The organism is Paenarthrobacter sp. NPDC089714 (assembly GCF_044748905.1).
GTDB lineage: Bacteria > Actinomycetota > Actinomycetes > Actinomycetales > Micrococcaceae > Arthrobacter.
Map to the genome: position 1 here is coordinate 1 of NZ_JBIVGX010000013.1, position 25,309 is coordinate 25,309.

The window sequence follows — 25,309 nt, forward strand, 5'->3', positions numbered from 1 at the left end:
CGATCGCAGGAGCGACCCTTGAGGCCGGAGCGGCGGCCACGGTAACCTGCGCGGCCGCGTGGCACAACAGCCGTTGACAACAATAGGAGCATCAATGTCCACACTTTCCGCCCCGGACTGGCCTGTACAGCCGTCAGACTGGCCCGGATTTCGCAGGTTTCCGCGGGATCCCAGCAATGACAAGGCCAGGAATCGCGTTCGAGTCCCACCTCGGGCACGGCATCACCCCTCGTCAGAGAGGTCTTTGCTTTCCGGCCCCTCGTTCAGGTTTCAACCCGAGCGAAGTGGCTGGGCTCGTGGCGGCACTGAAAGAGGCTGGCCGGAAAATCAGCCTCGCTATGGGCTCGGGACTGCACCGGTGAGCGGCCAGTAAGCGTACGGCCCCAATATTGCCTCGATGGATAAACGTGGGTGCTTTCCATTTTGTTGGCTTCGGAAATCCTCGGGTCGACGGCCTGGAAGAGTTTCCTGACCGCTGAGACCAAGTCGGCTTGCGGATAGTCCGCTCAGTTATCCGCGCTCCGCGCCTGCTCCAGATCGGCTGCGTTCGCCAGCACTTCACTTAGGCTCATGCGCTGCTCGCCGGTGAGTTCGGCGGTTGCGACCTCCTCAAGCAGTGCGCCGGCCTGTGGGCTGTCGCCGAGCCGCAGTGCGAGCTCGGCGCGGTAGACCAGCGCCTCGACCAAGTCGGTGACCGGGGCCGTCGCGCGGTGCCTGGTCAGCGTGCTGTCCAGGATTCGGGCGGCCTGCCGCGTGTCACCCTTGGAGTCGCCCAGTACGACCGCATTCTGCGTGGCCTTCGCAAGTTGGCTGGACGGTTCGTTGACGCTGTCGTCAGCGGCTTCAGTGTTGTGGAAGAACCGGATCCAGTTGCCGCCGGGGTCGACGACCGAGAAGCCGGAGGCGTTGCCGGTGTTCTTCCGCTTGCGTGGCCTGGTCATCCGCGGGATGCCGGAGACCAGCACCTTGCCGTGCGTACGGCGCATGCTGGCGGCGAAGGCCTCGTAGAGCGCCATGGTGTCCTCGACCAGGACTACGCATGATCCGTACGACGTCTCCGGGTCGAAGCCGTCCAGTCCGAAGAACTGCAGCTGGAGGTCTTCGCGCCGGAGACCGACGCAAGGGTAGGGCTTGGTCTGCCAGTAAGTGCGTTCGAACCCGAGCATCTGGTAGAAGTCAGCGATCTCATCGATGGATCGGCAGGGCAGAAGGGGGACCGCGATCTCGCCTGACATGGCCTCATCCTCACACGTAGGGCAGTGCGTAGGGCTGACGCGACCGTGACCCGGTACACCGAGGCGGGCACTCCCTAAGTCTAATAGAGTGCCCGCATTGAACGGAGTTATGTGGGGTTACGCGTGCTCGGCCGGACTGCCTTCTCGGTGAAATAGGTCACTTCACCGCTAGGGTCCTCCACGCCGATGATGAATTTACCTGCAGGAGTTGCCCGGACGTCCACAACCGTTCCGCGTCCACGGGTAGCAGTGGTGACTTCGGCTCCGGGTGTGAAGATACTTTCGGTCATGTTCCCTATTGTGCAGCAGAGCCAGGCGGAAAGCCTTCCCACTGCGTCGTCTGGACGCGGGCGTCAGTGCCCGTGTGCGAGCCTGTTGATGATGGTGCCCACGACGCCGGGTTCCTGGTTGGATTTCTCCCCGCGCTTCCAGTAGCCGTCGACGTCGGACGAGTGCTTGCCCAGCCCTGCGGCCTTGATCCATTTCCGGAGAGGTTTCAGGGAGCCTGCTTCGCCTGCGGCCCAAACGTAACTGTGACCATCTTGGGGGATCTCAATCGTTTCGGCGGCTTCTGCGAGCAGCCTCGTGGTGCCGGGCTCGGCTCCGTTGCGGTGCAGCCACCGGATTTCCATGCCGGGCGGGGCCACCAGCGGGAGTTCGTCATCGGCTGAGCCCACCTCGATCACCGCGTACCCAATGATCGCTGAAGGGAGCTCTTCCAAGCGGCGTGCTATCGCAGGAAGTGCTGTCTCGTCTCCAAAGTAGGCTTGCCACCGGAAATCGTCCGGGATGACGACTCCTCGGGGCGGACCCGCGACCCAGATGGGTGCGCCCAACGGCGTTGTGCGCGCCCAGTCGGAGGCCGTTCCATGGTCATGGACAACGAAGTCCAGGTCGAATTCGCCGGCAGCGGCATCGTATCTGCGAACGGTGTAATCGCGGGTGACGGGCATCGGCCTGGGCCAATGAAGGTGGTCATCGTCCTGCTTGGGAACGCGAAGTTCGCCAGTGTCCGGATCGGGGAAGATGAGCTTGACGTGCTCATCGGCAATGTGGCTTTCGAAGCGGTCCATGTTCTGGCCGCCCAGCGTCAGCCGGATCATGCGCGGTGTCAACTGCACGCGACGCAGCACCAGCACTTCGCGGATCCTGATGGGGAAGCCCCGCAAATAGGCCTGAGGGAGTCCGCCGACCGGGGCTCCTGCATTGGTGGGTGCGGTGTTCTTGTGTTGCATGTGGGTCGCTGGTTTCCTTCGTGCGTCCAGAGGGGCCGTCAAGACGGGGGACCATCCTGCAAAGCCAGCGGCCGTCCCGAGCGAATCCATGCTCGCCGTACCACCTCAATTAGTGTTTCCAGTTAGCTTAGCCTAAGCTAACTTCGCTTCCGGGTTGAAGGGTTGGTTGTCGCATGGCATGGGATACGGAACGAACAAAGAGACAATTGCTCCACGCGGCCATGGGTGAATTCTGCGCCCGGGGCCTTGCTGGGGCGAGGGTGGATCGGATTGCCGCAGAGGCGGGGGTCAACAAAGAGCGGATCTACCAGTACTTCGGCAGCAAGAACGCCCTTTTTGACGCTGTCATCGTGGCAGCTTTGAGTACCGTCATGGACGAGGTCCCCATCCAGGGCCGCGGTCCCGAAGCCATGGCTGACTACGCCGGCCGATTGTTTGATCACCATCAGAACGACGCGACCGTTCCCAGGCTGTTGTTCTGGGAGGGGCTCGAGCGGGGACACGATGTTGTGGGCCTCCCTGCACGCCTGGCCAACTGCGCCGCGAAGGTCGACAGCACACTCACCGCACTTCCTGGCATTTCGCGAGAAGCCGCCGGCGATCTGCTGATCACTATCGTGACCCTCTGTGATGCCGCGCCGGTCCTTCCGGCCCTTGATGGACTGATGGCCGGCGTCGTCCCCGGTCGTGCAGGGCAGCGCCGGGCCGCAGTTGTGCGCACCGTGCTGCTCACCGCCGAAGCCTTGTCGTCTGAGCAAAGCCAACGGCGACCAGCCCTTGCAGAGTGATGAAAGTCACCTGTTTCCGAGCGGCATCACGTGCGCAGCGGAAGCCCGCCGCGACTGCTCCGGGATAAATACGTCACGAAACTGTTCTCTTTTTATTTCTTAGGTAAGCCTATGCTAAGTTCCTTCGAGGTTGGACTGATTCCTCCCCGGTATGTCCGGGTGCGCAGGTTGCGTTCCAGCTCTCCATTCGCATCTTCCAAGAGAGAACACCATGAAATTCCGCAACAGACTCATCCCGGCAGCCGCTGCTTTGGCGGCTGCTGCAATCGCCCTCACGGGGTGCTCGGGCGCATCCACCGCTGCCCAGGAGCCGAAGTCCTCGGAGAGCGCGGCAGCCAGCTCCTGGCCCCGGACGGTCAAACACGAGAACGGTGAAACGGTCATCTCCGCCAAGCCGGAGAACATCGTCTCGACCTCCATTACCGCTACCGGCTCATTGCTCGCGATCAACGCACCGGTGAAGAAGACCGCGGCAACGAACCCGGGCGACATCACCGACAGCAAGGGATTCTTCTCCCAGTGGGCTTCGGTCGCTGATGAGCGAGGCGTCGGTGTGCTGTACCCGAACCTTGAACTGGATCTCGAAGCTGTCATTGCAGCGGACCCGGACCTGATCGTCGTCTCCACCAGTGGCGCCGACAGCGCGGCCGACCACTACAAGGAACTGAGTGACATCGCTCCGACCATCGTGGTGAACTACGCGGACAAGACGTGGCAGGACCTGGCGACCGAACTCGGCGAAGCCACCGGCCACGAAGACGATGCAAAGAAGGCCATTTCTGAATTCGATGGCACCGTGAAGGAAGCGGCCGGGAAGATCAAGCATCCGGCCGGAACCTCCACCATCATGAACTTCAACGGCGCAGGAAATGACAGTGCCGTAGGCAAGCTCAGCGGCACCCACGCCAAGCTTCTGACGGCGCTGGGCTTCAACGTAGCTGAAGCCCCTGCGGGCTTGGATTCGAGCAAAACCCCGCGCTCGGACTTCGCGTTCGTGTCCCTGGAAAACCTTCCAAAGGCGGCAGCTGCGGACAACCTGTTCGTCCTCAGCGGTGAAGAAGCGGATGTCAAGGCCATTCTTGACGAGCCGGTACTGGCCAACCTGCCAGCCGTGAAGGCCAAGTCGGTCCACACGCTGGGTAAGACGTCGTTCCGGCTGGATTACTACAGCGGCAAGCAGTTGGTTGAGCTTCTCACCAAGACATTCAGCTAACCACAGCCGATGAGCCTGCTTTCCCGTGCCCAGCCCGGTGCGGGCACGAAGCCCGATACTCCGTTGCGCCGCCGTGCGCAGCGGAGTACCGGCGTGCTGACCGGGTTGGTTGTAGTTGCCGCGTTGTGCGTCGTCAGCTTGGCGGTGGGTTCCCGCCCGGTGCCCGTGGACACGACTCTTGACGCCCTGCTGAACTTCAACCCGGGCAATGACCTGCATCTGTTGGTAATCCAACTGCGTCTGCCGCGGACGATCCTTGCGGTCCTGGTTGGCGCTGCTTTGGGCCTCTCCGGTGCTCTGATGCAGGCGTTGACCCGCAACCCGTTGGCCGAGCCGGGCATCCTGGGCATCAACTCCGGTGCCGCGGCAGCGGTTGCCGTGGGGATTGCCAGCTTCGGCGTAAGCGCGGTGGCCGGATATGTCTGGTTTGGTTTCCTCGGAGCGGGGATCGCCAGCGTGATCGTCTACGTGCTGGGCAGCGCTCATGACGCCGGGACGAACCCGGTCCGTCTGGTCCTGGCCGGTGCCGGGCTTTCGGTAGTGCTGGGAGCCCTGACGTCGATCGTACTGATCAACAGCGATCCCGATACATACGATGACTTCCGCCAGTGGGCGACGGGTTCGCTGCAGGGCCGCGGTTTCGATGTTCTGCCCGTAGTTGCCCTCGTGTGCCTGGTGGGCTTCGTCCTGGCGTTCAGCATGTCCCGGTCCTTGGATTCCCTCGCCCTGGGCGGGGACCTGAGCCGGGCGTTGGGAATAGCGCCCCGACGAACCATGATCATCTCCGCTCTCGCCGTACTGCTGCTCTCTGGCGCTGCCACGGCAGCCGCGGGCCCCATCGCTTTCGTTGGCCTGGCCGCCCCGCACATGGCCCGCCTGTTGGTCGGGCCCGGCCACCAATGGCTGTTGCCCTATTCGATGGTGACCTCGGCCATCGTGTTGCTTGCCGCCGATATTTTGGGCCGGCTGGTACTCTTCCCAGGCGAAATCGGCGCTGGAATCATGACCGCCCTCATCGGCGGGCCCGTCTTCCTCGCCCTTGTTCGCCGCAGAAAGATGGCACGACTATGAACCCAGTCCAAAACACCAGCAACCCGTTGCCGGCGCAGGCCTCACGATCCCGGGTTCCGGTCGGTCGTCTGACAACGGTGGGGAGCTACTCGTTCCTGTGGCATCCGCGGACTGTCGTCGTGGTCATTGCCCTTGTACTTCTTGTTCTTCTCCTCGGCATCGTTTCCATGGGCACCGGGACCATCCGGCTCTCCTTTGGCGACGTCGTGGGTACCTTGCTGGGGCAGAACCAGAACGCCGGCATCACCAAGGTCGTGACCGGAATCCGGCTTCCGCGGCTGGTGACAGCCGTGTTCGTGGGAGCCTCCCTGGGCATGGCTGGTGCCGTGTTCCAATCGATTTCACGCAACGCCCTGGGATCACCGGACATCATCGGATTCACCACCGGCTCCGCTACCGGGGCTGTCCTGCAGATCATTGTGTTCAACGCCGGCGCTGCGGCCACCGCTGCCGCCGCCGTAGTCGGTGGACTGCTCACGGCCGGGATCGTCTACCTTCTCTCCATTAAGGGCGGCGTGACCGGTGGGTACCGGCTGGTCCTGATCGGAATCGGCGTCGGCTCGATTCTCGGCGCCCTCAACACCCTCCTGCTGGCCAAGGGCTCCCTGGAGCTCGCCCAATCCGCCTACCTGTGGCTCAACGGTTCCTTGAACGCCCGTACTTGGGAACAAGCGGCACCGGTGGCTGTCGGGTTCCTGGTGCTGTTGCCACTCATTGGCTGGTACGGCCGGAACCTGAACCTGATGGAACTCGGCGACGACTCCGCCCGCCAGCTTGGCGTCAGTGTGGAACGGACCCGGCTGGTCATGATGGGTGCCGCCGTCGCACTGACAGCATTGGCGACGGCGGCAGCCGGGCCGATTGCCTTCATCGCCTTGGCGGCGCCGCAGCTGGTGTTGCGGCTCACTCGCGGAACAAGGGTCCCGTTGCTGTCCAGCGCCGTGATGGGAGCCGCGCTGCTGGTGGGCTCGGACCTGCTGTCCCTCTACCTGCCCGTGAAGGCTGCCATCCCCATCGGGCTCATGACCGGGCTCGTGGGTGGGGTATACCTGCTCTGGCTTTTGACCCGCTCCCGCCAGCTCTGATTCCTGGAAAGACGAACATGACCATCGCACCACCTGCCACACCGGCAACGCTCTCCGCCGCCGGGCTGACCTTGGGCTATGACGGCCGGATCATTTCCGAAAACCTGGATGTGAGCATCCCGCCGCTTTCGTTCACCGCCATCATCGGCCCCAACGCTTGCGGCAAGTCCACCTTGTTGCGTGCCCTGTCGCGGCTGCTGACGCCAACCTCGGGGCGTGTGATGCTGGACGGAAAGCAGATTCAAAAGTATTCCACGCGCGAGGTGGCCAGGCAGCTTGGGCTGTTGCCGCAGACGTCGACGGCACCGGACGGCATCACCGTCATGGACTTGGTGGCCCGTGGACGTTTCCCGCATCAAAGCATGTTGAAGCAGTGGTCACCTGAGGACGAGGCCGCCGTGACCAAGGCCATGGACGCCACGGACATCACGCATTTGGCTGACCGGCACATCAACGAATTATCCGGCGGGCAACGGCAGCGGGTATGGCTGGCACTGGTCCTGGCCCAGGAGAGCCCCATCATGTTGCTGGACGAACCAACCACCTACCTGGACATCAGCCATCAGTTGGAGATCCTCAATTTGTGCCGGGAGCTGCACCGCAGCGGACGGTACACCCTGGTGGCCGTCCTGCACGATTTGAATCTGGCATTCCGCTACGCTGACCACTTGATCGCCATGAAGGACGGCGTGAAAGTGGCAGAGGGAAGCCCCTCGGACATTGTGACTGCGGATCTGGTCCGGGAAGTGTTCGGCCTGGAGTCGTTGGTGATACCTGACCCAGTGACGGGCAAACCTATGGTCGTTCCCTTGGAGGAAGGCTGAGGTCCACCGCCACGTGGCGTAGGTCGATGCATGAGGCGCCGGGAATACAGAGCGCGGCAGCGTATCCCCGTCCAAGCTCCAGCCGGACAATGCTTGAGGGCATGACAGGACCCGGGCTTTCGAAACAGATGGTGCGCGGATCCACTGAAAGGCCGGTGCCGGTTGCTTTGACCAATGCTTCCTTCCGGACCCAGTACCCGGCGCGGGTCCCCGGCCACCGTTCCCGGGGCAGGGCATGCAGGGCAGCTCGCTCCGCATCGCTAAGAGCCACCGCATCGAAATCGGGAAATGCGGTGGCTCCTTCGTGTTCAACGTCCACGCCAACGTCAATCCCCTCGGTCACGGCGACCATGACCACATCACCTGCATGGGAGATGTTGGCGCGCAGCCGCGACGGGGCGCCGCCAACGTGCAGCACGGGTTTGGCGGCCCTGGACGATGCCACCAACTCCACCCCTGCGGGGTCGATGCCGAACTGTCCCTTGAGTACTGCCTTGAGGATCAACCTCGCACTTGCGGACCGGACGCGGTCCTCATGGCGCCGTTTCGTTGCCACTTGTCCGCGTTCAGCGGTGCTGAGGTACGCGGATTCCGCTGCGTCCTCGAGCGGGGCCGCCCAGCTGATCCAGGCCTGGGCCGCCGTCCCCGACGTCACGCTCTGACCGGCTCCGGCCGGGGCGTACCGGTCGGAACGCTGGCTGTGTTCAGCAGGTCGATCGTGGAATCCACGAGTCCGCCGCGCCAGCACAACCAGTCGTGGCCGCCGTCGAACACTTCGAAGCTCGACTCGACCCCAGCGGCGATGAGGCGCTCATGGACGGTGCGGCTGTGCAGGACCATGTCACCTTCGTGCAGACCAGCCTGAAGCCGGACGACGGGCGGATGCTCAAACGTTGTGCGGGCGATCCGTTCGGCGATGTCACCGCCGGGGCTGCCTGGGACCGGGGACGTGTAGGGAACGGGCCACCAGAAAGACCCGGACTGGCTGGCCACCAGACCGAACCGTTCCGGGTGTTCCAGTGCGGCAAACATGGCGGCCAGTCCGCCGAAGCTTTGCCCGGCCACGACGGTCCGGCGCGGATCCTTCGTGAAGGCCGCGACGGTTTCTACGAGGGGGAGCAGTTCGGTCAGGATGGCGTCCCAGAACGTGCTGTTGCAGGGAAGTTCTTCGGAGCGGACAGCAGCTTTGAGCACATCGATGGCCACTATGACCGCTGCCGGCATTTCGCCCTCTGCAACAGCCGCGTCAAACACGCGCGCGGCCGGCATTTGGTGGACCCAGTGCTGGCCATCGAGCAGGATCACCAAGGGACGATCCGCCTTGTCAGTGTCGGCGTCGTGGGGGGTTTCGTGGACCCAGACGGTTCGTGTTCTGCCCAGCAGGCCGCTGTCCCATGACAGTTCATGGGTGGTGCCTGCGGTGACGGACGTCGGGGCAGGATCATCCCACCAACGCTGCAGGGGCGCCCCGGGCATCGCCAAGCCCGATTTCAGGCCTGCCCGTACGGGGTTGAAGGGGTCGTGCCGGGCGTGTTGGAGCAGTGCGATCCAACGTGCCCGGCGACTCGTGTCCAGCAACCCGGCCTCCGGCGGATCCACTTCCCGGACGAGGTCAGCCGTGGCAGGTATGTAGGAGTAACTTCCCCGCCACTCCCCGGAGACCTCGACAGCCCAGAACCAGATGCCGGTTCCTGGAAGCCTTTCCATGACCGGAAGCACCGCAGCGTGATGATTGGTAACGGAGTTGACGTCCATGTAAACCCGTTCAATGCCTCCCTCGGCGTCGGAGCCGGTCTCCCTCCACAGGAAGGTCACACGGCAGCGTCCCCCGGGGATCTCTTCGACGGTCGGGGTGCCGGTACGGCCCACGCGTGCCCAGAAGGCCTCCTCGGACCCGTCGTCGGCCAAGGCAGCCAAGAGTTGCGGCCGAACGTTTTCAAGCATGACTGCTTCTCCTTAGGTTCCGGGCGTGTGCGCGGGCTGGGCGGTGGTGGCCGCTGCAGCGGCCGATCCTTCATTCTCATCGGGTTCGATGGCGGGGCCAGTATTCACTAGCGCCCGGAACCCCAGCAAGCCGCCGAGTCCGGCAACAACTGCGGACGTGCCGAACACCGTCAGCGCAAGTGATGCCGGTACCAGCTTGCCCAGGCCGCCGAGGGCCAGGGCACCGCCGGAGTCAGCACCAACTTCCTGCGCCATCCACAAGGCGTTGACCCGGCCCAGCAACCGGTCGGGCGTGTTTTGTTGCACCAGGGCGTACTGCAGGATGCTGCTCAACGAGCTGAACGCGCCGAACAGGGCCATCGCGGCCAGCGCCGGGACCAGGTCACGGCAGAGACCCAGCGCAGCCAACGCAGCGAAAGACGCCGTGGCAAGCAGGATCATTGCCCTCCCCGGGCGCTGGAGGTGTCCTACCCAGCCGCTCAAGAGTGTCGCAGCCACGGCGCCGAGGGGTACCGCCGAGTACAGCAGGCCGGTTCCTTCGGGCCCGACGTTGAAAGTGGACACGGCCAGGGCCGGGATCAGGACGCGGACGCCTGAGGCGGCTGTTTCCAGGGTGCCAAGGAGCACCACGGATCGGACGATCGTGTTGCGGTAGACGAATGCTGCGCCCTCCAGGGCGCTCCTGAGCGGGTGCTGTGGTTCTCCGGTACGGTCAGGCAGCATGGGCGGCAATCCAAAGAGCAGGACCACTGTCACCAGGGTGGTTGCTGCTGCGCTGGCGTAGTTCCACCCGACGCCTCCGGCGGCGATGACCACACCGCCGATTGCCGGTGAGATCATGGTCCCGAGCCGCACGGAGAGCATGTTCAAGGCGCCGGCGGCCGGGAGTTTGTCGCGGGGGATCAGGGAGGGCGTGGCGGCCATCAAAGCCGTGACGGAGAATCCGCCGAAGAAGCCGTCAATCGCTCCCACGACGTAGACAGCCGTCAGGGACGATTCTGGCAGCCAGGCGTTCAGGGCCAAGGCGGCGAAACCAAGGCCCCCCAGAATGCGCGAGCCAATAATGATCTTCCGCCGGTCGAACCTGTCCGCGGCCTCGCCGCCAAACAACAGTCCCAGGAAGGCACAGATTCCCTCGATGCTGGCAGCCAAGCCCACATGCAGCGTGGAGTCGGTCAGGTCGAAGACCTGCACGGGGATGGCGACGGCCAGCATGCCCAACCCAAAAATGGAGATGGTCCGGGCGATGAAGATGCGGCGGAACGCGGGACTGACCCGTAAGGGGCTGGTATCCAGGACGAAGCGCGCCCTCACCTTTGCCGGTTCAGTCATCGTCGTCCGCTGCGTGATGGTCCAAGCCTTCAACGCCGTTCTTCCAGTAACCGTCAATGTCGGTGTGCCCCTTGGGCACGCCGAGGACATCGCGGACGTGGCGGCGGATGGTCTTCATGGCCGTTGCCTCGCCCGCTGCCCACACGAACAGGTCATCGCCCGCGGGGCGCCAGGACAGGACGGCGTCTTCGAGGGCCGTGACGCCAAGGACGCTGCGGTGCAGGTAACGGACTACGGCTCCGGGGTGGTGTGGCAGGTCGATTTCACCCGCTGCCGAGTCCACGCTGATGAACACGTCGCAGCTCAGGTCTGCCGGAAGTTCCTCCAGCCAGCGGGCGAGGGCGGGCAACCCTGTTTCATCCGCTGCCAGAAGGTAGTGGCCGAAGCCGGTCGGGTACAGGTGGGACCCTCGCGGCCCCAGGACACCCAGTTGCTGACCGGGTGAGGCCGCGATGGCCCACCTCCCGGCCACCCCATGGTCGTGGAGCACGAAATCAATGGAGACTTCCAGGGTGTCCGGATCGAACGCCCTGACTGTGTAGTCCCTGAACAACGGCCTGGGCCGCCCTTCGGGCATGATGAGCCGGTCGGGCCCAGCTTCGGGCAGGTGCAGTTCGCCGGTGGCAAGCTCCGGAAAGACCAGCTTGACGTGGTCCGAAACGGCCATGGGACGGAACGGAAAGACGGCTTTGGTCATGTCGTCCCCGCCGAAGATGACACGCCTCATTACCGGGCTCAGGTCAATGACCTTCAGCACTGTAAGCAGGCGGGGAGTGACCTCGTGGATGTGCAGTTCGATGGCCCGGGAGGGCTCCGCGGTGGCCGCCGGGGTTCCGGTGGTTGTGGAGGTCTCTGTCATGGGGTGGTCTCCTGGGTTGATGTGGCGGTGTGGCGCTCGATTCGGCGGCTGGCAGCAAGGGCAGCTGACAGTGCCGGTGCAAGCGATGGAAGCATCTCCGGGGACACGATGTCCTCGTGGGAGCAATCGAGCCGGTGGATCCGCAGCCCGTCGACCCGCTGCCCCCACGCCTCTTCCGGGTCGAAGCCGTCCGGGAGGGTCCGCTCGGCCACGAACAGTTCCGCTGCTCCGTGGAACACGGGGCTGGTAGCGGTTTTCAGCAACCGGACCGCATCGGCGTAGTTGGCGACGATGTCGGTAAACATGGCCTCACGTTCGGCGTCGGGTTCCTGGTCGGGTACCGCCTCGAGGAACCCGGCCCGTTCGCGGTCGGCTTCTGCTTCCGCCTCGGCTGCCGTGTCGGCGTCCCAGTCCTGGCCTTCTGGTGGATAGGTATCCAGCAGTCCAAGGAACGCGATGATTTCTCCTTCGGCCTGCAACCGCGCCGCGAGGGCGTGGGCGATGGTTCCGCCGAGTGAGTATCCCAGCAGACGGTAGGGCCCGTGGGGTTGGGCGGCTCGAAGGTTCCGGTAGTGGCTGTCCACCACATCGGTGAGGCCCGTGGCGTGGGCGAGGGGACCGTCCGGTCGTGGTGACTGCAACCCAATAACTCCGTGGCCGTCGTCGAGGTGGCTCGCCAGTGCCTTGTACTGCCAGGCGAAACCCGAGGCCGGGTGGATGCAGACCAAGGGTTCTGCGTTTCCAGGCCGGATCTGCAGGAGCTGGTCGAAGGCTGCGTTGGTGTCGGTTCCCGTGCCCAGCTGGGCAGCCAGGGCTTCGACGCTGGAGCTGGCCATGATGCTGCCAACGTGGACACGACGGTCCAGTGTCCGCCCCAACTCTGCTGCCAGGCGCATCGCCAACAGTGAGTGCCCGCCGAGTGCGAAGAAGTCGTCCGTGGCTTGGACGCCGTCCACACCCAGCACGGAGCCGAAGGCCTCGGCAACCGTGGTTTCGAGTCCGGCGGCCGGCGCGCGGCCGGTGCCGGAGGCCATATCCGGAGCGGGCAGCGCCCGGCGGTCCAGCTTGCCGTTGGAACTCAGGGGCAGTTCCGGGAGCACCACCATGGCGGCGGGCACCATGTGGGTCGGAAGGGAGGACAAAGCCGCAGCGTTCACGGCCCGTAGCAGCTCCGTGTGGTCCGTCCCGGGATCGTCGGGGACCAGGTAGCCGACCAGGATGCGGTGGTCCGCTCCCGTCAGGCCGGTGCCCGCGGTGGAGCTTCTGGCGATGACGACGGCGGTGCGGACGCCGGGCAGGGCGGCGAGCACGGTTTCAATTTCGCCGGGTTCGATGCGTTGTCCCCGGATCTTGACCTGGTCATCGGTTCTGCCCAGGTATTCGATGGAGCCGTCAGGAAGCCGACGGACCATGTCACCGGTGCGGTACATCCGTTGACCTTCGGCAAACGGGTCAGCCACGTAGCGTTCTGCGGTGAGGGCAGGCCTGCCCAGGTAGGCCGTGGCCAGTTGCGCCCCGGCAAGGTACAGCTCGCCGGCCACTCCCAACGGGGCGGGCCGCAGCAGCGGATCCAGCACATGCAGCTGGGTGTTCCAAACCGGCGATCCGATCGGGACACTGCCGGTGAGGGCTCCCGGGACCGGACCGGCCCAGCGGTGCGCCGTGACGTCCACGGCCGCCTCCGTGGGGCCGTAGAGGTTATGCAGTTCCGCGCCGACCACATCGCTGAAGGATGCGGCGAGCTCTGCGGAGAGCGCTTCGCCGCTGCAGAAAACGTGCCGGAGGCTGGGCAGAGCCGAACCATGGCCAGTTTGTGCCTGCAGCGAGGGTTCCTGGAGGAATGCTGCAAGCATGGAGGGAACAAAGTGAATGATGCTCACTCCACCGTCGCGGATCAGCTGGCACAGCGCCGACGGATCCCTGTGGGCCTGGGGCGGTGCGATGAGCTGCCCAGCGCCGACCATGAATGGCCAGAAGAACTCCCACACTGACACATCGAAACTGGACGGGGTCTTTTGCATGACGACATCCGCTGCCGTCAGCGGATACTCGTGCTGCATCCACAACAGCCGGTTCACGATGGCCCCATGCGGGACCTGGACGCCCTTGGGCCGTCCCGTTGACCCCGAAGTGTAGATGACATAGGCAGGGTGGCCGGGGGTGAGTTCAGCTTCCACATCCTCCCGCCAGCCCAGACTCGAGCCGCTGGACACGGGGTCGTCCTCGACGTCGGCTTCGGTACGGTCCACCACCAGAGACGGCACGTTGGCCGTGATGAGGTCCCCGGCCAAGGCCGAGGTCAGCAGCAGCCGCGGTTTGGCATCGTCCACCATGAACTGCAACCGTTCTGCCGGGTAGCTGGTATCGAGCGGCAGGTACGCGGCCCCCGCTTCGATGACGGCCAGGATGGAGACAGTCAGGTTGGTTGAACGGGGGAGCGCGACGGCGACGATGTCGCCAGTGCGGACACCTGCCTGCCGCAGCCGCCTTGCCAGCCGGACGACGCGCAGTCGCACCTGGGCGTAACTGAGATCTCCTTCATCACTGGTGATGGCCAGATTTCCGGGAGCCATACTGCCCTGGTCCTGGAGCAAGGAACGCAGCGTCGCTGCAGGCACGACGTGACTGGTCGTGTTGGCGGCTTCGACCAGGTCCCGTTCAGCGGGCAGCAGGACCCCAAGACGGGACGGGGCTTCCTGGGCGTCAGAGACCACCGAGGCCAGCGCGGCACGGAACCGCTCCAGCAAGAGCCCTCCATCCGCCTGATCCAGCCGGTGTTCGAGCACCAGCCGGTAGCCTGCCGGTTCGGGCAGCACCAACAACGTCACCGGGTAATGGGTGTAACCGCGGTTGTTCAAGGTGGTCAGACGCAGGCCGGAGGCACCGGCGTCATACAGGGAGGACTCGGCCGGGTAGTTCTCCATGACGAAGAGGGTGTCAAAGAGGGTGCCGGCACCGGCGAGCTGTTGGACTTCGGCCAATCCGATGTGGGAGTGCTCGCGCAGCTCCGACTGTGCCTGCTGCACATCGGTGAGTTGCAGGGCCAGCGGCTTGGCACGATCCACGGTGATCCGCACCGGGAGTGTGTTGGTGAACAAGCCGATGATGTCCTGGTCGTGCTGGTTGTCCCGGCCGGAGACCGTGCTGCCGAAGATGACGTCATGTCGTCCGGTGAGCTGGGCAAGGGTCTCGGCATATGCCATCTGGAAAACGGTGTTCGGCGTGGCACCCACGCGCCGGGCCACGGCCGCGATCTGCTGGGCCAGGCATTCCTCCAGGACGGTGGAGATCTCGAACAGGGGAGACTCACCGGCGGAGGAGTTGCCTGACGGGAACGTGGGGGCGAGCATCGTCGGAGTGCACCCGGCCATGGCCCGCGCCCAGACGGCGCGATCCTCGTCGGAAGTTTCCATTCTTCGCACGGCGTCCCGGTAGGCGGAGAGAGCAGTCGGCCCGGGCAGGATCCGGTCTTCGTATGCGGTGAGCAGGTCACGGATGATCAGCGGGGTGGACCATCCGTCCACCACCAAGTGGTGGGCGGAGAGGTAGAGGCGTGCGGAGGTGCCGCTGACCCGCAGGAGGTGGGCGGCCAGCAGTGGTCCCCTTGCCACATCGAAGTGCCGGTTGGCTTCGGCTTGTTCAATGTCTTTGGCGGTTGTTTCCACTGTCTCCGAGCTGGTGCCGGCGCAGCTTGTTTCTTCCCAGATGAACTCCCGCCGATGCGCAGCGTGGGGGATGACCTGCACCGGTCGGGAACCGGTGCCGCTGTCGAAGCCGGCCCCGAGCTGGGGGTGCTTGTCCAGTAGAAGGCCAACAGCCTGCCGCATCCGGTCGCTGTCGAGGGGACCCTCAAAGTCAAGGACGGTGACGGAGCTGTAGCTCGCGGACTCACCGAGCTGGGCATGGAACAACAAGCCTTCGTGCAGCGGCCCCAGGGGCAGGGCTGCCTCCAACGGTCCATGGACTTGTTCCAGGCGGTGGACCTCCGCGAGGGTCAGTCCGGTGCCGGGGACATCGGCGGGAACGGAGGTCGCCAACGCTTGCACGGGTGCGGCCTTTGCCTGCCGCAGCAGTGCCATGGCGGCGCGTTCCATCGCTTCGGTCAGGGCTTCGACATCGTGGAGGCGAAGCAGCCGTTGCGCCCAGGTCCAGCTCAGTGCGAGCTGCTTTCCGTCCAGGAACATGTTCAGTTCCAGGGGGTGGGACAACGGTATGGCCGGGTCGATGTCCACGGCGAAGGAGTCCGCGAAGACGCCGGTTCCGCTGATGGGGGTGAAGTGCCCTTCATCGTTGGCGAAGCGGCCGAGGTAGTTGACCAGCAACGACGGCGGGCAGGCCCGGAAGAGCCGGTCGAGTTCCGGGCCGGTTTGTTCGTCCAGGTAGCGGAGGATGCCAAAGCCCAGGCCATGGTCGGGGACCTCCCGCACGGCTTGTTTGATGCTGCGGACAACATCGAACAGCCCGGTGCCCCCGGCGAGGGCGTCTGCGGCGTCGATGGCACCGAGGTCAAGTCGCAACGGGTATTCGGCGGTCAGCCAGCCGACGGTCCGTTCCAGGTCAAGGTCGAGCCCGTCGCTTTCGCGTCCGTGGGTTTCGCGGGCGATGCCCAGCGACTGTGTGCCGACCTGCTCGGCTGCGGCCAGCATGACCGTGGCCAGCAGCACCTCGTCAATGGTGGCCCGGTACGCGTCAGGGAGTTGCTCCAGCAGGGCGGTGGTTGTCGCCTGGCCAAGGAGCAGCCGGGCGGTCCCGGCCGTGCCGTGGGTGTCCAGGGCGGGGTCCAGTCCGGCGGCGATCCTGCCGGTCCCCGCAGCGAGCTGCCCTGTCCAGTACGCAAGTTCGTCGCGTCGGGCAGGGATTTGCGCGTGAAGACTCTGGGTCCACTGCCGCAGTGAGGTCTCCTCCGCGGGCAGCTCGGGTGCGTGCCAGGTGAGGACTGCATCGACAACCTGGCCGAGTTCGGGGAGCAGCGTGCGCCACGATACGCCGTCGACGATCAGATGGTGCAGTACCAGCACCAGGCGGCGGGACTGCCCGGCCACGGCGATGATCGCAGCGTAGACCATGCTGCCGCCGACGGGGTCGAGGTCTGCGGCACCTTCACGGAAAGCGAGGTCTGCGGCGTCGTTCAGTGCTGATTCTGTGGCACCTGCGGGCAGATTGATTTCCCGGACGTCCGGCACCGGGCTGTCAGCGGCGGAGGGGATGTGCAGCTCCTGGCCGTTCAGCCGTGCCCGCAAGGCAGGGTGGGCTGCGGCCAGCGCACCCAGGGACCGGGCCAGGTCCTGGCGGGACAACGCGGCCGGTACGGTGACGCAGACACCCTGGGCGTAGCGTGCGCCGGCCCCGGAGGCTGATTCAGCGAACCATTTCATGATGGGTAGAGGCGGGACGGGCCCTTCAGGACTGGGCGGCGCAATGACCTGTGAGGTAGCGAGGGAGGTAAGGGCCGTGGCCATCGCAGCTGGGGTGCGAAGCGCGAAAACGTCGCGGGGACGGAGTTGGTAGCCGCCCCGGCGGGCGGCGCCGCAGACGGCCATGGCGGAGATGCTGTCGCCGCCGAGGGAGAAGAAGTCGTCGTCGACACTGACCACCGGCATGCCCACGACGGTAGCGATGGCTGAGCACAGCAGTTCTTCCTCAGCGGTGGTTGGTGTCCTTCCCGGGGCACTGGCGACTGCCGCCGGAGCCGGGAGCGCGGCGCGGTCCAGCTTTCCGTTGACGGTCAGCGGCAGTTCATCCAGGTGGATTAAAATGGCCGGTACCAGATAGTCGGGCAGGGTTGCGGAGAGAATCTCCCGGACCCGGGCTGGCGGATCCTGATCCCTCCGCAGGGCTGTGCCGGCTCCGGTCACGAAGTAGCCGATCAGACGGTTGGTATGGCCCAATGGTTCGGCGATGACAGCAGCGGCCACTACCGATTCAACGCCGGTCATGGCGTCCTCGACCTCGCCCAGTTCCACGCGGAAGCCTCGGACCTTGACCTGGTCATCAACCCTGGAGAGGTAATCGATGGTGCCGTCCGGGCGCCACTGCACCAGGTCCCCGGTGCGGTACATCCGTTCGCCATCACGGTGGGGATCCGCCACGAACCGTGCCGCGGTGAGATCCGGCCGGCCCAAATACCCGCGGGCCAGGCCCGGACCCGAGATATACAGTTCGCCGGGCACACCTGCGGGCAGCGGCCGCAGGGCAGCATCGAGGACATAGACGCTGGTGTTGCCGATGGGCCTTCCGACCACGGGGACCTCAGCGTCCAGGACGTTGGCGCCGAGGGTGTCGACGCTGTATTCGGTGGGGCCGTAGAAGTTGTGGCTGTGCGTTCCCGGAGTCTCCCGAAGCGTCTTCCACAAGGCCGGCGATGCTGCCTCGCCACCTATGAGGAAGAGCGCGGGATGATGTTCGGCCGGGGCGAGGAGACCGCTTTCGAGGAGCTGGGCGCCGAAGGACGGGGTGACATCGAGGGCATCGATGCGTGCAGCCCGGACTGCCTCGACCACAGCCTGCGGATCGCGGCGGGTGTCGTCGTCAAAGACGTGCAGTTCGTGGCCCAGGTAAAGCCAGATCAGCTGCTCCCAAGATGAATCAAAGGAGAAGGATGCCGTGTGTGCTGCCCGGACCCGGCGGGGCGCCAGGGTTGCGATAGTGGAACCGAAAACATCGGCTGCATGGTTTTCGAGAAGGTTGCGCAGGCCCTCGTGCGTGCTCTGCACGCCCTTGGGCCGGCCCGTGGATCCCGAGGTGTAGATCACGTAGGCCAGATCCTTCGGGTGCAGCTGACGGGTCCGGTCTGCGTCGGAGACCGGATTTCCCGGCAGTCGGCTGGCGGCGGAGACGATGTCCGGGTCATCGAGGCCGAGCACGCGGACATCGTCGCCTGCGAAGGTGGTGTCCACCTTGCTGTTCGTGAGCAGGATGACTGGGGCGGCGTCCTCCACCATGTAGGCGAGCCGGTCCTGGGGGTAGTCGAGGTCCAGCGGCAGGTACGCAGCTCCGGAAGCTACGACGGCGGCGATCGAAACCACGGATTCGAGCGAGCGGGGGAGGGCGATCGCGACGACGGTATCCGGGCCAACGCCCTGGGAGATCAGGTACCGTGCCAACGAGTTCGCCCGTCCGGTGAGTTCGGCAAAGGTCAGTGACAAGTGTCCACAGACAACCGCCGTTTCGGTGGGTGTTTCGGCCGCCCTGGCGTCGAGGAGTTCCCCGACCGGCGCGGCGCTGTGGGGGACAGTTGTACCGGCACCCCAGGAGTGAAGGATGAGGTCCTGTTCGTCGGCTGTCGCTATCGGAAGGCCGTCGACGGCGCCGGCGCCAGGGTCGGTCGTGGACAGTATCCAGGCCTGGAGGCGCCTGGCATGGTCGGCCAGGTCTTCGTCGCTGTATCGGCCCGGATGGGCTTCGATTTCGATGACGGTCTCTTCGCCGTCCCGGAGCACAGAGAATTCCAGATCGTCCACGGGCCCGGCCGAGAGGTGGCGGGTTGTGACCGATGCCCCGGCCAAATCGGTGGTGTAGTCGAAGATCTTGATGTTGACTACGTGCCCATACAGTCCCGTTTCCGCGCCAACCAAGTTGGCGTCGCGCATGATCTGCTCGGCACCGTAGCGGTAATGACGCCGCGCCTGCGCGATGTTGCGGGCGGTCAGGCGCGCCACCTCACCCAGCCCGGCGTTCCGAGCCAGCGGTACGGTGACGGGAAGTACGGTGACCACCGGGCCGGACGTTCGCAAGGCGCTCTTGGTCCGGCCCATGAACGGGACACCGAGAACCACGTTGCGGGCGGAGCCCATCCTGCCGATGTAGCTGCCTACCGCAGCAGTCAATACATCGGCCCAGGTGACGTGGTGGGTGCGGGACAGCTCGGTCACCGCGGCCATTTGCGCTCCATCAAGGCGCAGTTCGTGCCGGCGCACCGGTGCCCAGGTGGCCGGCGCGGTTTCCAGCGCCCGCGCCGCTCCGGCGAGCGACACCGGCGTCGGCAGTTCGCTGCAGTAGTCCCGCCAGAAGGCCGCGTCCTGCTCTTCGTCGGCCGAACCACGGTAGACAGACTCCTGGTCGACTACCAGGGAGAACGCCGTGAAGGGTGAGGCCGGGATTTCCGTACCCGAGACCAGTGCCCGGTAGATGGCGCTGATGTGCGCGGTGATGGCGGTGAAACTGTAGCCATCGAGCAGGATGTGGTGGAAACGCTGGTACCAGAACCACCGGTTCTCACCCACACGGAACAGCGTCTGACGGTACAGGGCTGAACCGTCCGTCAGTGAGACCGGTGTTGCAAGGTCCTGGTGCATCCGGGTCCGGGCCTCATCGGCGCCATCCGCCCGGAAATCCACGACCTCAAGCGGCGCCGACGCCGCGGCTCCGGGGTGCTGGCCCGGGGTGCCGTCGTCGTCGAACGTGCTGTGGATCGTATCTGCGTCCGCGAGCCCGAGTGCTACTGCCTCCGTGAACAAGGTCTCGTCCAGTGACCCTTGGATGTCCAGATAACGGGCCACGTTGAAGATGGCCGTGCTCTCGCCCTCCAAGTGATGGGCGTACCAGATGCCCGGTTGGGCAGCGGCAAGGGGTAGCCGGCCTTGGAAGGTGGGGGTGGCGGGGTTGTCCTGCAGCTCAACCGTGTTGCTGAGGTCAGGGGTGATGGTCATCGGAGGTCCTGTTCGGGAAGGCGCAGTTCTGTGGTGCTCTGGGCGCGGAGTCGTGGAGGGCTAGCTGATGTGGGCGCGGAGGCTCAGCGGCCGGAGGTCGGTCCAGCTGCGTTCGATGTGCTCGACGCAGCCTTGCCGGGAATCGGGGCCGTGAACGGTTGTCCACCCCGCGGGTACCGCCGCGAAGCCAGGCCACAGGCTGTGTTGTTCTTCGCTGTTGGTCAGGACCAGGAACGTTCCGGTTTCCTCGTCGAAGGGGTTCTGGATTTCGCTCATGGTTATTTCACTGCTCCTGCAAGCTCAAATGTTCCTGCCGTCGCGCCGGCGGTGGCTGCGTCGAGTGTGAACGCCCAATGTTTGATGGTGGGTTCTTCGGCGAGCTGTTCGTAGGCCACCTGATATCCCGCGGTGCGCAGGAATTCCACGAGTTCCATCATGCGGATGGAGTCCACGCCGAGGTCGCCCAGGTTCTCCGCCGGGTCGATTTCTTCGGGGTCAAGGTAGGCCAGTTCGGCAACTTTGCCCCGCAGCATGGCCGTAATCGCGGACAGGCCTGCTGTGTTTACTGCGGCGCCGGCGGTTGGCGCGGTTGCCCCCCACGCTTGGTGCAGGTCGGCGGTGGTGGTGACCACACCGCAGCGGCCGGCCACCCATTCCAGCGCCTGCTGGTGGTGGGCTTGGGAGAAATCGGCCACGGCATCGGCCACGAAGAACGGTTGGACGTCCTGCATGAAAGCATCGGTGGCCGTGACCTGGCAGCCGATATGCGCGTAAACGCCGGTGATCGCCAGTTGGGTCCGGCCGGCTGCGGCCAACTGCTCAGCGAAGTCGCTTCGCTGGTAGGCGGAGTAGCGCCATTTGGTCAGGACCGTATCGCCTTCTTCGGGTGTCAGCGCATCGATGATCCGTGCCCCGTCTTCGTTGGTTCCGATGCCTTGCCCCCACAAATCGGTCAGCAGGGCGCGGTCCTGCGGGTCCTGGTGGGAGGGCTGCGCCGTATAGAACACTGGGATGCCCAGTTCCCGGGCCTGGTTCCGCAACGCCTGGATGTTGGCGGTGACGGCGTTGATGGGTTCAGTGCCAGCATCGAAGGGCCGCAGGAAGTGGCGTTGCATGTCGTGGATCAACAAGGCTGAGCGGTCCGGTTCGGCCGCCCAGGCAAGGGACGGCGCGGGCAGTTCGCCCGGGGTGGGCAACGGATAGCTGATGCTGGCGGGAAGTCGCTGGCTCATGGCAAATCTCCTGGGTATATGGGCTTTCGTAGGTGGTCAGTGCTGGGGTTGTGTTGGCTGGGGTTGGAACTGACCGGCTAAAGTACGGCGCAGTTGGGCCCGGCTGTTTTTACCAACCCCTGTGGTGGGAAACTCGGTGACGAACTCGACGCGGTCCGGGATCTTGTGCGCCGCCACGCCCCTGGTGCGGATGAACTGCAGGATCTCTTTGCGGGTGGGTGGTTGCCCTGCGGGCACAATGACCGCGCAGCTTCGCTCTCCCAGGTACTGGTCCGGGATCGCGACGACGGCGGCGTCATGGACCAAGGGGTGGGCGAGCAGATGGTCTTCGACTTCCTCGGCGGAGATTTTCTCGCCACCACGGTTGATCTGGTCCTTGGACCGGCCTTCGACGCTCAGGTAGCCGCCGGGCAACCGGCGCACGATGTCACCAGTCCGGTAAAAACCATCTGCGGTGAACGCCGTCGCGTTATGCCCTTCGGCCTTGTAGTACCCCCGGATGGTGTACGGCCCCCGGGTGAGCAGGTGCCCTGGTGTGCCGTCGGCGACCGGGTGATCTTCGTCGTCGACGATCATGACCTCATCGGCCTCACTCATGGGGCGGCCCTGGCTGGTGCAGACGAGGTCTTCCGGGTCCTCCTGCCGGGTGTAGCACACCAGCCCCTCGGCCATGCCAAAAACCTGCTGCAGGCTCGCCCCCAGGTCGGCCCTGATGCGGCGTGCGGATTCGGGCAGGAACTTGGCTCCTCCAACCTGGATGGTGCGGAGGCTGCGAAGATCAGCGGATGTGGTGGCTGCGGCCCGCATCCAGGCCAAGGCCAGGGGCGGGACCAACGGAACGATGGTGACGGCTTCGCGTTCTATGACAGGGAAGGCTGCATCAGGTGCTGGTGATGATCCCAGGACGACGCGGCCACCGGCGAGCAGCACACCCAGGAACCCGGGAGAACTCATAGGGAAGTTGTGTGCCGCGGGCAGGACCAGCAACATGACGGCGCTGGCATCCAGACCGCAGACTTTGACGCTCTGGCGCACCGAGTAGTGGTAGTCGTCGTGGGTCCGGGGGATCAGTTTCGGTGTGCCGGTGGTTCCGCCTGAGAGTTGCAGGAAGGCGACATCCCCGGTGTCGGTGGGGACACCTTCCGAACATTCTTTGCCAAGCCCCGCTTCAAGGACTTCGTCCAGGCCTGTCTGTCCTTCAAATGTTTCTCCGTCAATGATGACCGTCAGCCGGTTCCGGTTGAGCGCGGCTGCCTGGGTGGCAGCGACTTCGGCTGCCATGGGCCGGTAGTCGAAGCTGTCGTGCACGGATGGGCCGATGTAGGCCACGGGGTCCGCTTGCGCGGCGATGGCCACGAGTTCGCTGTGCCGGTGTGCCGGGAGCAGGTACACCGGGATGGCGCCGACGCGCATCAGGGCCAGTGCCGTGACCAGGAAGGACGTGCGGTTGGGCAGCTGCAGCAGGACACGGTCCCGAGGGCGTATTCCCAAGGAGATAAATCCACCAGCCATTTGCGCGACCTTTTGTTCGAAGGCAGCGTAGGTGAGGCGTCCGGCGTCGTCGACGACGGCGATAGCGTCCGGGGTGCGTTCTGCGTGGGTCGCTGCGACCCGGTCGAGGCGTTCGCCGGTCCAGTAGCCTGCCGCGCGGTAGCGGGCAGCAGTTTCCGCGGGCCAGGAGATGGTCCCTTCGAGCGTCATTCGGTGAACCCCATTCCGCGCAGGATGGTGCGGAACTTCGCTTCGGTTTCGGCGAATTCGAGTTCAGGGTCGCTGCCGGGGACGATACCCGCACCGGCGTGCACACGGAGTTCGTCATCGCCTATTTCGGCGCACCGGATGCTGACCACCCATTCGCCGTCTCCGGAGGCATCCACCCAGCCGGCCGCGCCGGCGTAGAATCCGCGGTCTACGTCCTCGAGCTCCTGGATCAGATCGCACGCTGTGGTGGTGGGCCACCCGCAGACAGCGGGAGTCGGGTGCAGGGCGAAGGCCAAGTCCAGGGCGCTGGTGTCGGTATCGCGCAAGTGTCCTTGGATCTTCGTGGACAAATGCAGCATGGATCCTGTCCTGATCAGTTCAGGGACGGGTGGAACATCGAGGTCCTTGCAGTATCCGCTCATGACCTCGGCGACCATGTCCACCACGATGGCGTGTTCGCGGAGGTCCTTGGCCGAGCGGATCAGCTGTTCGGCGTTTTCACGGTCGATTCCTGCGTCACCTGTCAGTGGCACCGAACCGGCGAGGGGATTGCTCAAGGCGAGGGTCCCTGAACGGCGGATCAACAACTCAGGGCTGGCGCCCACAAGGGTGCGTCCGCCGGGAAGGGGGGCCGCGAACGTATAGGCGGTCGGATTCTGGCGGAGCAGTCGCACGAGCAGACCGGCGACGTCCACCGGTTGGGTGAGGGCTGCCTTCTGGGAGCGGGCCAACACCACTTTCCGGAGGCCTTCGGGAGTGAACCGCCGCAGGGCCTCTGCGACGGCTTCCTTGTAGTGCGTTGCAGGTGTCTCTCGTTCCAGAATTGCCGCTGCAGGCACAGGCGCTGCCGGTGAAGCGGTCCGGCCCGTGAGCTGTGGTCCCCGGAGCGTCGACTCCATCAGTAGGAACTCCCCGGGATGACCGGGGGTGAAGGGCAGTACGCCACCGAGCAGGGCGGTCCCTCCTTCAAGGACCTTGTGCAGCGTTGCAGCGTCTTGGAGACCGCCCTGGAAGCGTTGGGTGCCCCTGCCGAGGATGGTGCCTGAACGGCCGGTGATCAGAAAATCACCCGATCGGTATTCTTCCAGCGGGTCACGAACCCAACTGGATGTCTCGGGAATTTCGGGGGCAAGTTGAAGCGTCACGATAAACCTTTCGGTGGTGGGTGTAGCTCAGGCGCGAAGAGACGCGCCGCCGTCAACGTAAATGTCCTGCATGGTGATGTGGCCGGCGTCCTCGGAGAGCAGGAACGCCGCGGTGGCAGCGATGTCGTCCGGGGAAGCGATCTTTCCCAGGGGAATTCCCACCCGGAACTGGGCAAGGTCGCCCTGAAGTACCGATTCGAGCCCCCGCTCCGGGTCATCTCCCCAGAAAGCCCGCTGCATGCCGGTGTCGGTTGATCCCGGACACACGGTGTTGCAACGGATGCCGCGTGGCGCCAGCTCCAAGCCCAGGGAACGGGTCAACGCCGCGGCAGCGGCCTTGGACGCGGCATAGACCGGCATTGCGCTTCGTGGGACACCGGCCGCATTCGAACCGATGACCACAATCGCCCTGTTATCACTCTCGGTCTCCAGCATCTGCCTGGCAGCGGCAGTAACCACCAGGAACGTGCCGGTGGCGTTGACGGCGAGAACGCGGTTCCATTCATCAACACTTGTATCCAGTGCCGAGCCCACACTGTGGATTCCCGCCGCGTGGACCAGTTGGTTCAAGGCCGCGCCGGTATCGCGGATCGCGGCAAACAACGCCGCGACCTGACCGGCGTCGGAGACATCAGTGGGAACGGCCAGGACCTTAACGCCCGTCAACGCCTCGGTGGTGTCTTTCAGAGCTGCTTCGTCGCTGTCTGTCAGCACCAGAACATCCCGGGACGTGCTCCTGCTGGCAAGGCGATGGGCCACGGCCCTGCCAATGCCACCGCCGGCGCCCGTAACGAGCACCGCCCGTGATACGTTCCGCATCAAAATTCCTTCCATGAGTTAGCTAAGGCTTACCTAAGTTATTTACAACATGAAAGTGTTACCTAATTCGGCATACCTAGGTATGGCCCAGCTGGGAGGTCGGCGCCACGCACCCTGGTGGCGCATCCTTGACTGAGTCAGGGAGTGCGTTTTCTGCGGAGTGGCAAGGGTGAAACGC

At 64.9% G+C, this 25,309-nt stretch carries 18 protein-coding genes; 5 read left to right on the forward strand and 13 right to left on the reverse strand.

Annotation, left to right across the window (positions count from 1 at the left end):
- Positions 1–506: 506 nt before the first annotated feature.
- The 3 genes from ACIPY3_RS18535 to ACIPY3_RS18545 form a co-directional block, all read right to left on the reverse strand.
- Positions 507–1,235, reverse strand: coding sequence for a hypothetical protein (locus ACIPY3_RS18535; protein ID WP_400336503.1), 729 nt, complete (start codon positions 1,233–1,235; stop codon positions 507–509).
- A 107-nt stretch (positions 1,236–1,342) separates the two neighbouring features.
- Positions 1,343–1,525: a hypothetical protein gene (locus ACIPY3_RS18540; protein ID WP_400336504.1), complete on the reverse strand. Its 183-nt coding sequence runs from the start codon at positions 1,523–1,525 to the stop codon at positions 1,343–1,345.
- A gap of 63 nt (positions 1,526–1,588) precedes the next feature.
- On the reverse strand, positions 1,589–2,470 hold the full coding sequence (locus ACIPY3_RS18545) for a siderophore-interacting protein (RefSeq protein WP_400336505.1): 882 nt from the start codon (positions 2,468–2,470) through the stop codon (positions 1,589–1,591).
- A gap of 173 nt (positions 2,471–2,643) precedes the next feature.
- Here ACIPY3_RS18545 and ACIPY3_RS18550 point away from each other — a divergent pair, with 173 nt between their 5' ends.
- The 5 genes from ACIPY3_RS18550 (at position 2,644) to ACIPY3_RS18570 (ending at position 7,451) form a co-directional block, all read left to right on the forward strand.
- Complete coding sequence (locus ACIPY3_RS18550; protein WP_400336506.1) at positions 2,644–3,258, forward strand: TetR/AcrR family transcriptional regulator; 615 nt, start codon at positions 2,644–2,646, stop codon at positions 3,256–3,258.
- A 211-nt stretch (positions 3,259–3,469) separates the two neighbouring features.
- Positions 3,470–4,471, forward strand: coding sequence for a Fe2+-enterobactin ABC transporter substrate-binding protein (gene fepB / locus ACIPY3_RS18555; RefSeq protein WP_400336507.1), 1,002 nt, complete (start codon positions 3,470–3,472; stop codon positions 4,469–4,471).
- A gap of 9 nt (positions 4,472–4,480) precedes the next feature.
- Positions 4,481–5,542, forward strand: coding sequence for a FecCD family ABC transporter permease (locus tag ACIPY3_RS18560; RefSeq protein WP_400336508.1), 1,062 nt, complete (start codon positions 4,481–4,483; stop codon positions 5,540–5,542).
- Entirely contained in the window at positions 5,539–6,627 is a 1,089-nt protein-coding gene (locus ACIPY3_RS18565; protein ID WP_400336509.1) for a FecCD family ABC transporter permease, read from the forward strand. The genes ACIPY3_RS18560 and ACIPY3_RS18565 overlap by 4 nt, the downstream gene beginning before the upstream one ends.
- 17 nt (positions 6,628–6,644) lie before the next feature.
- Positions 6,645–7,451: an ABC transporter ATP-binding protein gene (locus ACIPY3_RS18570; protein WP_400336510.1), complete on the forward strand. Its 807-nt coding sequence runs from the start codon at positions 6,645–6,647 to the stop codon at positions 7,449–7,451.
- Here ACIPY3_RS18570 and ACIPY3_RS18575 read toward each other — a convergent pair.
- The 10 genes from ACIPY3_RS18575 to ACIPY3_RS18620 are packed head-to-tail and all read right to left on the reverse strand — an operon-like array spanning position 7,423 to position 25,131.
- Complete coding sequence (locus tag ACIPY3_RS18575) at positions 7,423–8,106, reverse strand: 4'-phosphopantetheinyl transferase family protein (protein ID WP_400336511.1); 684 nt, start codon at positions 8,104–8,106, stop codon at positions 7,423–7,425. The two genes, ACIPY3_RS18570 and ACIPY3_RS18575, sit on opposite strands and share 29 nt — an antisense overlap.
- Positions 8,103–9,395 (reverse strand): enterochelin esterase, encoded by a 1,293-nt coding sequence (fes, locus tag ACIPY3_RS18580; RefSeq protein WP_400336512.1) that lies wholly within the window; start codon positions 9,393–9,395, stop codon positions 8,103–8,105. The genes ACIPY3_RS18575 and fes overlap by 4 nt, the downstream gene beginning before the upstream one ends.
- Positions 9,396–9,407: 12 nt before the next feature.
- On the reverse strand, positions 9,408–10,727 hold the full coding sequence (gene entS, locus ACIPY3_RS18585) for an enterobactin transporter EntS (RefSeq protein WP_400336513.1): 1,320 nt from the start codon (positions 10,725–10,727) through the stop codon (positions 9,408–9,410).
- The gene (locus tag ACIPY3_RS18590) at positions 10,720–11,586 is read right to left on the reverse strand and encodes a siderophore-interacting protein (RefSeq protein ID WP_400336514.1); all 867 of its coding nucleotides are present in this window, start codon (positions 11,584–11,586) and stop codon (positions 10,720–10,722) included. Before ACIPY3_RS18590 ends, entS begins: the two co-directional genes overlap by 8 nt.
- A complete protein-coding gene (locus ACIPY3_RS18595) occupies positions 11,583–20,234 on the reverse strand; it encodes an amino acid adenylation domain-containing protein (protein ID WP_400336515.1) in 8,652 nt (2,883 codons plus the stop codon). Before ACIPY3_RS18595 ends, ACIPY3_RS18590 begins: the two co-directional genes overlap by 4 nt.
- A gap of 60 nt (positions 20,235–20,294) precedes the next feature.
- The gene (locus ACIPY3_RS18600) at positions 20,295–20,510 is read right to left on the reverse strand and encodes an MbtH family protein (RefSeq protein ID WP_400336516.1); all 216 of its coding nucleotides are present in this window, start codon (positions 20,508–20,510) and stop codon (positions 20,295–20,297) included.
- A gap of 2 nt (positions 20,511–20,512) precedes the next feature.
- Positions 20,513–21,466, reverse strand: coding sequence for an isochorismatase family protein (locus tag ACIPY3_RS18605; RefSeq protein ID WP_400336517.1), 954 nt, complete (start codon positions 21,464–21,466; stop codon positions 20,513–20,515).
- A gap of 36 nt (positions 21,467–21,502) precedes the next feature.
- Complete coding sequence (locus ACIPY3_RS18610) at positions 21,503–23,167, reverse strand: (2,3-dihydroxybenzoyl)adenylate synthase (RefSeq protein WP_400336518.1); 1,665 nt, start codon at positions 23,165–23,167, stop codon at positions 21,503–21,505.
- Positions 23,164–24,312, reverse strand: a complete 1,149-nt coding sequence (locus ACIPY3_RS18615; RefSeq protein ID WP_400336519.1) for an isochorismate synthase MenF — start codon at positions 24,310–24,312, stop codon at positions 23,164–23,166. Before ACIPY3_RS18615 ends, ACIPY3_RS18610 begins: the two co-directional genes overlap by 4 nt.
- A gap of 27 nt (positions 24,313–24,339) precedes the next feature.
- A complete protein-coding gene (locus ACIPY3_RS18620) occupies positions 24,340–25,131 on the reverse strand; it encodes an SDR family oxidoreductase (protein ID WP_400336520.1) in 792 nt (263 codons plus the stop codon).
- Positions 25,132–25,309: the final 178 nt, after the last annotated feature.

What these genes read in the sequence shown, in the direction of transcription:
- ACIPY3_RS18535 (WP_400336503.1), bottom strand. Translation starts at nt 1,235, where the DNA reads ATGTCAGGCGAGATCGCGGTCCCCCTTCTGCCCTGCCGATCCATCGAT.
- ACIPY3_RS18540 (WP_400336504.1), bottom strand. Translation starts at nt 1,525, where the DNA reads ATGACCGAAAGTATCTTCACACCCGGAGCCGAAGTCACCACTGCTACC.
- ACIPY3_RS18545 (WP_400336505.1), bottom strand. Translation starts at nt 2,470, where the DNA reads ATGCAACACAAGAACACCGCACCCACCAATGCAGGAGCCCCGGTCGGC.
- ACIPY3_RS18550 (WP_400336506.1), top strand. Translation starts at nt 2,644, where the DNA reads ATGGCATGGGATACGGAACGAACAAAGAGACAATTGCTCCACGCGGCC.
- fepB (WP_400336507.1), top strand. Translation starts at nt 3,470, where the DNA reads ATGAAATTCCGCAACAGACTCATCCCGGCAGCCGCTGCTTTGGCGGCT.
- ACIPY3_RS18560 (WP_400336508.1), top strand. Translation starts at nt 4,481, where the DNA reads ATGAGCCTGCTTTCCCGTGCCCAGCCCGGTGCGGGCACGAAGCCCGAT.
- ACIPY3_RS18565 (WP_400336509.1), top strand. Translation starts at nt 5,539, where the DNA reads ATGAACCCAGTCCAAAACACCAGCAACCCGTTGCCGGCGCAGGCCTCA.
- ACIPY3_RS18570 (WP_400336510.1), top strand. Translation starts at nt 6,645, where the DNA reads ATGACCATCGCACCACCTGCCACACCGGCAACGCTCTCCGCCGCCGGG.
- fes (WP_400336512.1), bottom strand. Translation starts at nt 9,395, where the DNA reads ATGCTTGAAAACGTTCGGCCGCAACTCTTGGCTGCCTTGGCCGACGAC.
- entS (WP_400336513.1), bottom strand. Translation starts at nt 10,727, where the DNA reads ATGACTGAACCGGCAAAGGTGAGGGCGCGCTTCGTCCTGGATACCAGC.
- ACIPY3_RS18590 (WP_400336514.1), bottom strand. Translation starts at nt 11,586, where the DNA reads ATGACAGAGACCTCCACAACCACCGGAACCCCGGCGGCCACCGCGGAG.
- ACIPY3_RS18595 (WP_400336515.1), bottom strand. Translation starts at nt 20,234, where the DNA reads ATGACCATCACCCCTGACCTCAGCAACACGGTTGAGCTGCAGGACAAC.
- ACIPY3_RS18600 (WP_400336516.1), bottom strand. Translation starts at nt 20,510, where the DNA reads ATGAGCGAAATCCAGAACCCCTTCGACGAGGAAACCGGAACGTTCCTG.
- ACIPY3_RS18605 (WP_400336517.1), bottom strand. Translation starts at nt 21,466, where the DNA reads ATGAGCCAGCGACTTCCCGCCAGCATCAGCTATCCGTTGCCCACCCCG.
- ACIPY3_RS18610 (WP_400336518.1), bottom strand. Translation starts at nt 23,167, where the DNA reads ATGACGCTCGAAGGGACCATCTCCTGGCCCGCGGAAACTGCTGCCCGC.
- ACIPY3_RS18620 (WP_400336520.1), bottom strand. Translation starts at nt 25,131, where the DNA reads ATGCGGAACGTATCACGGGCGGTGCTCGTTACGGGCGCCGGCGGTGGC.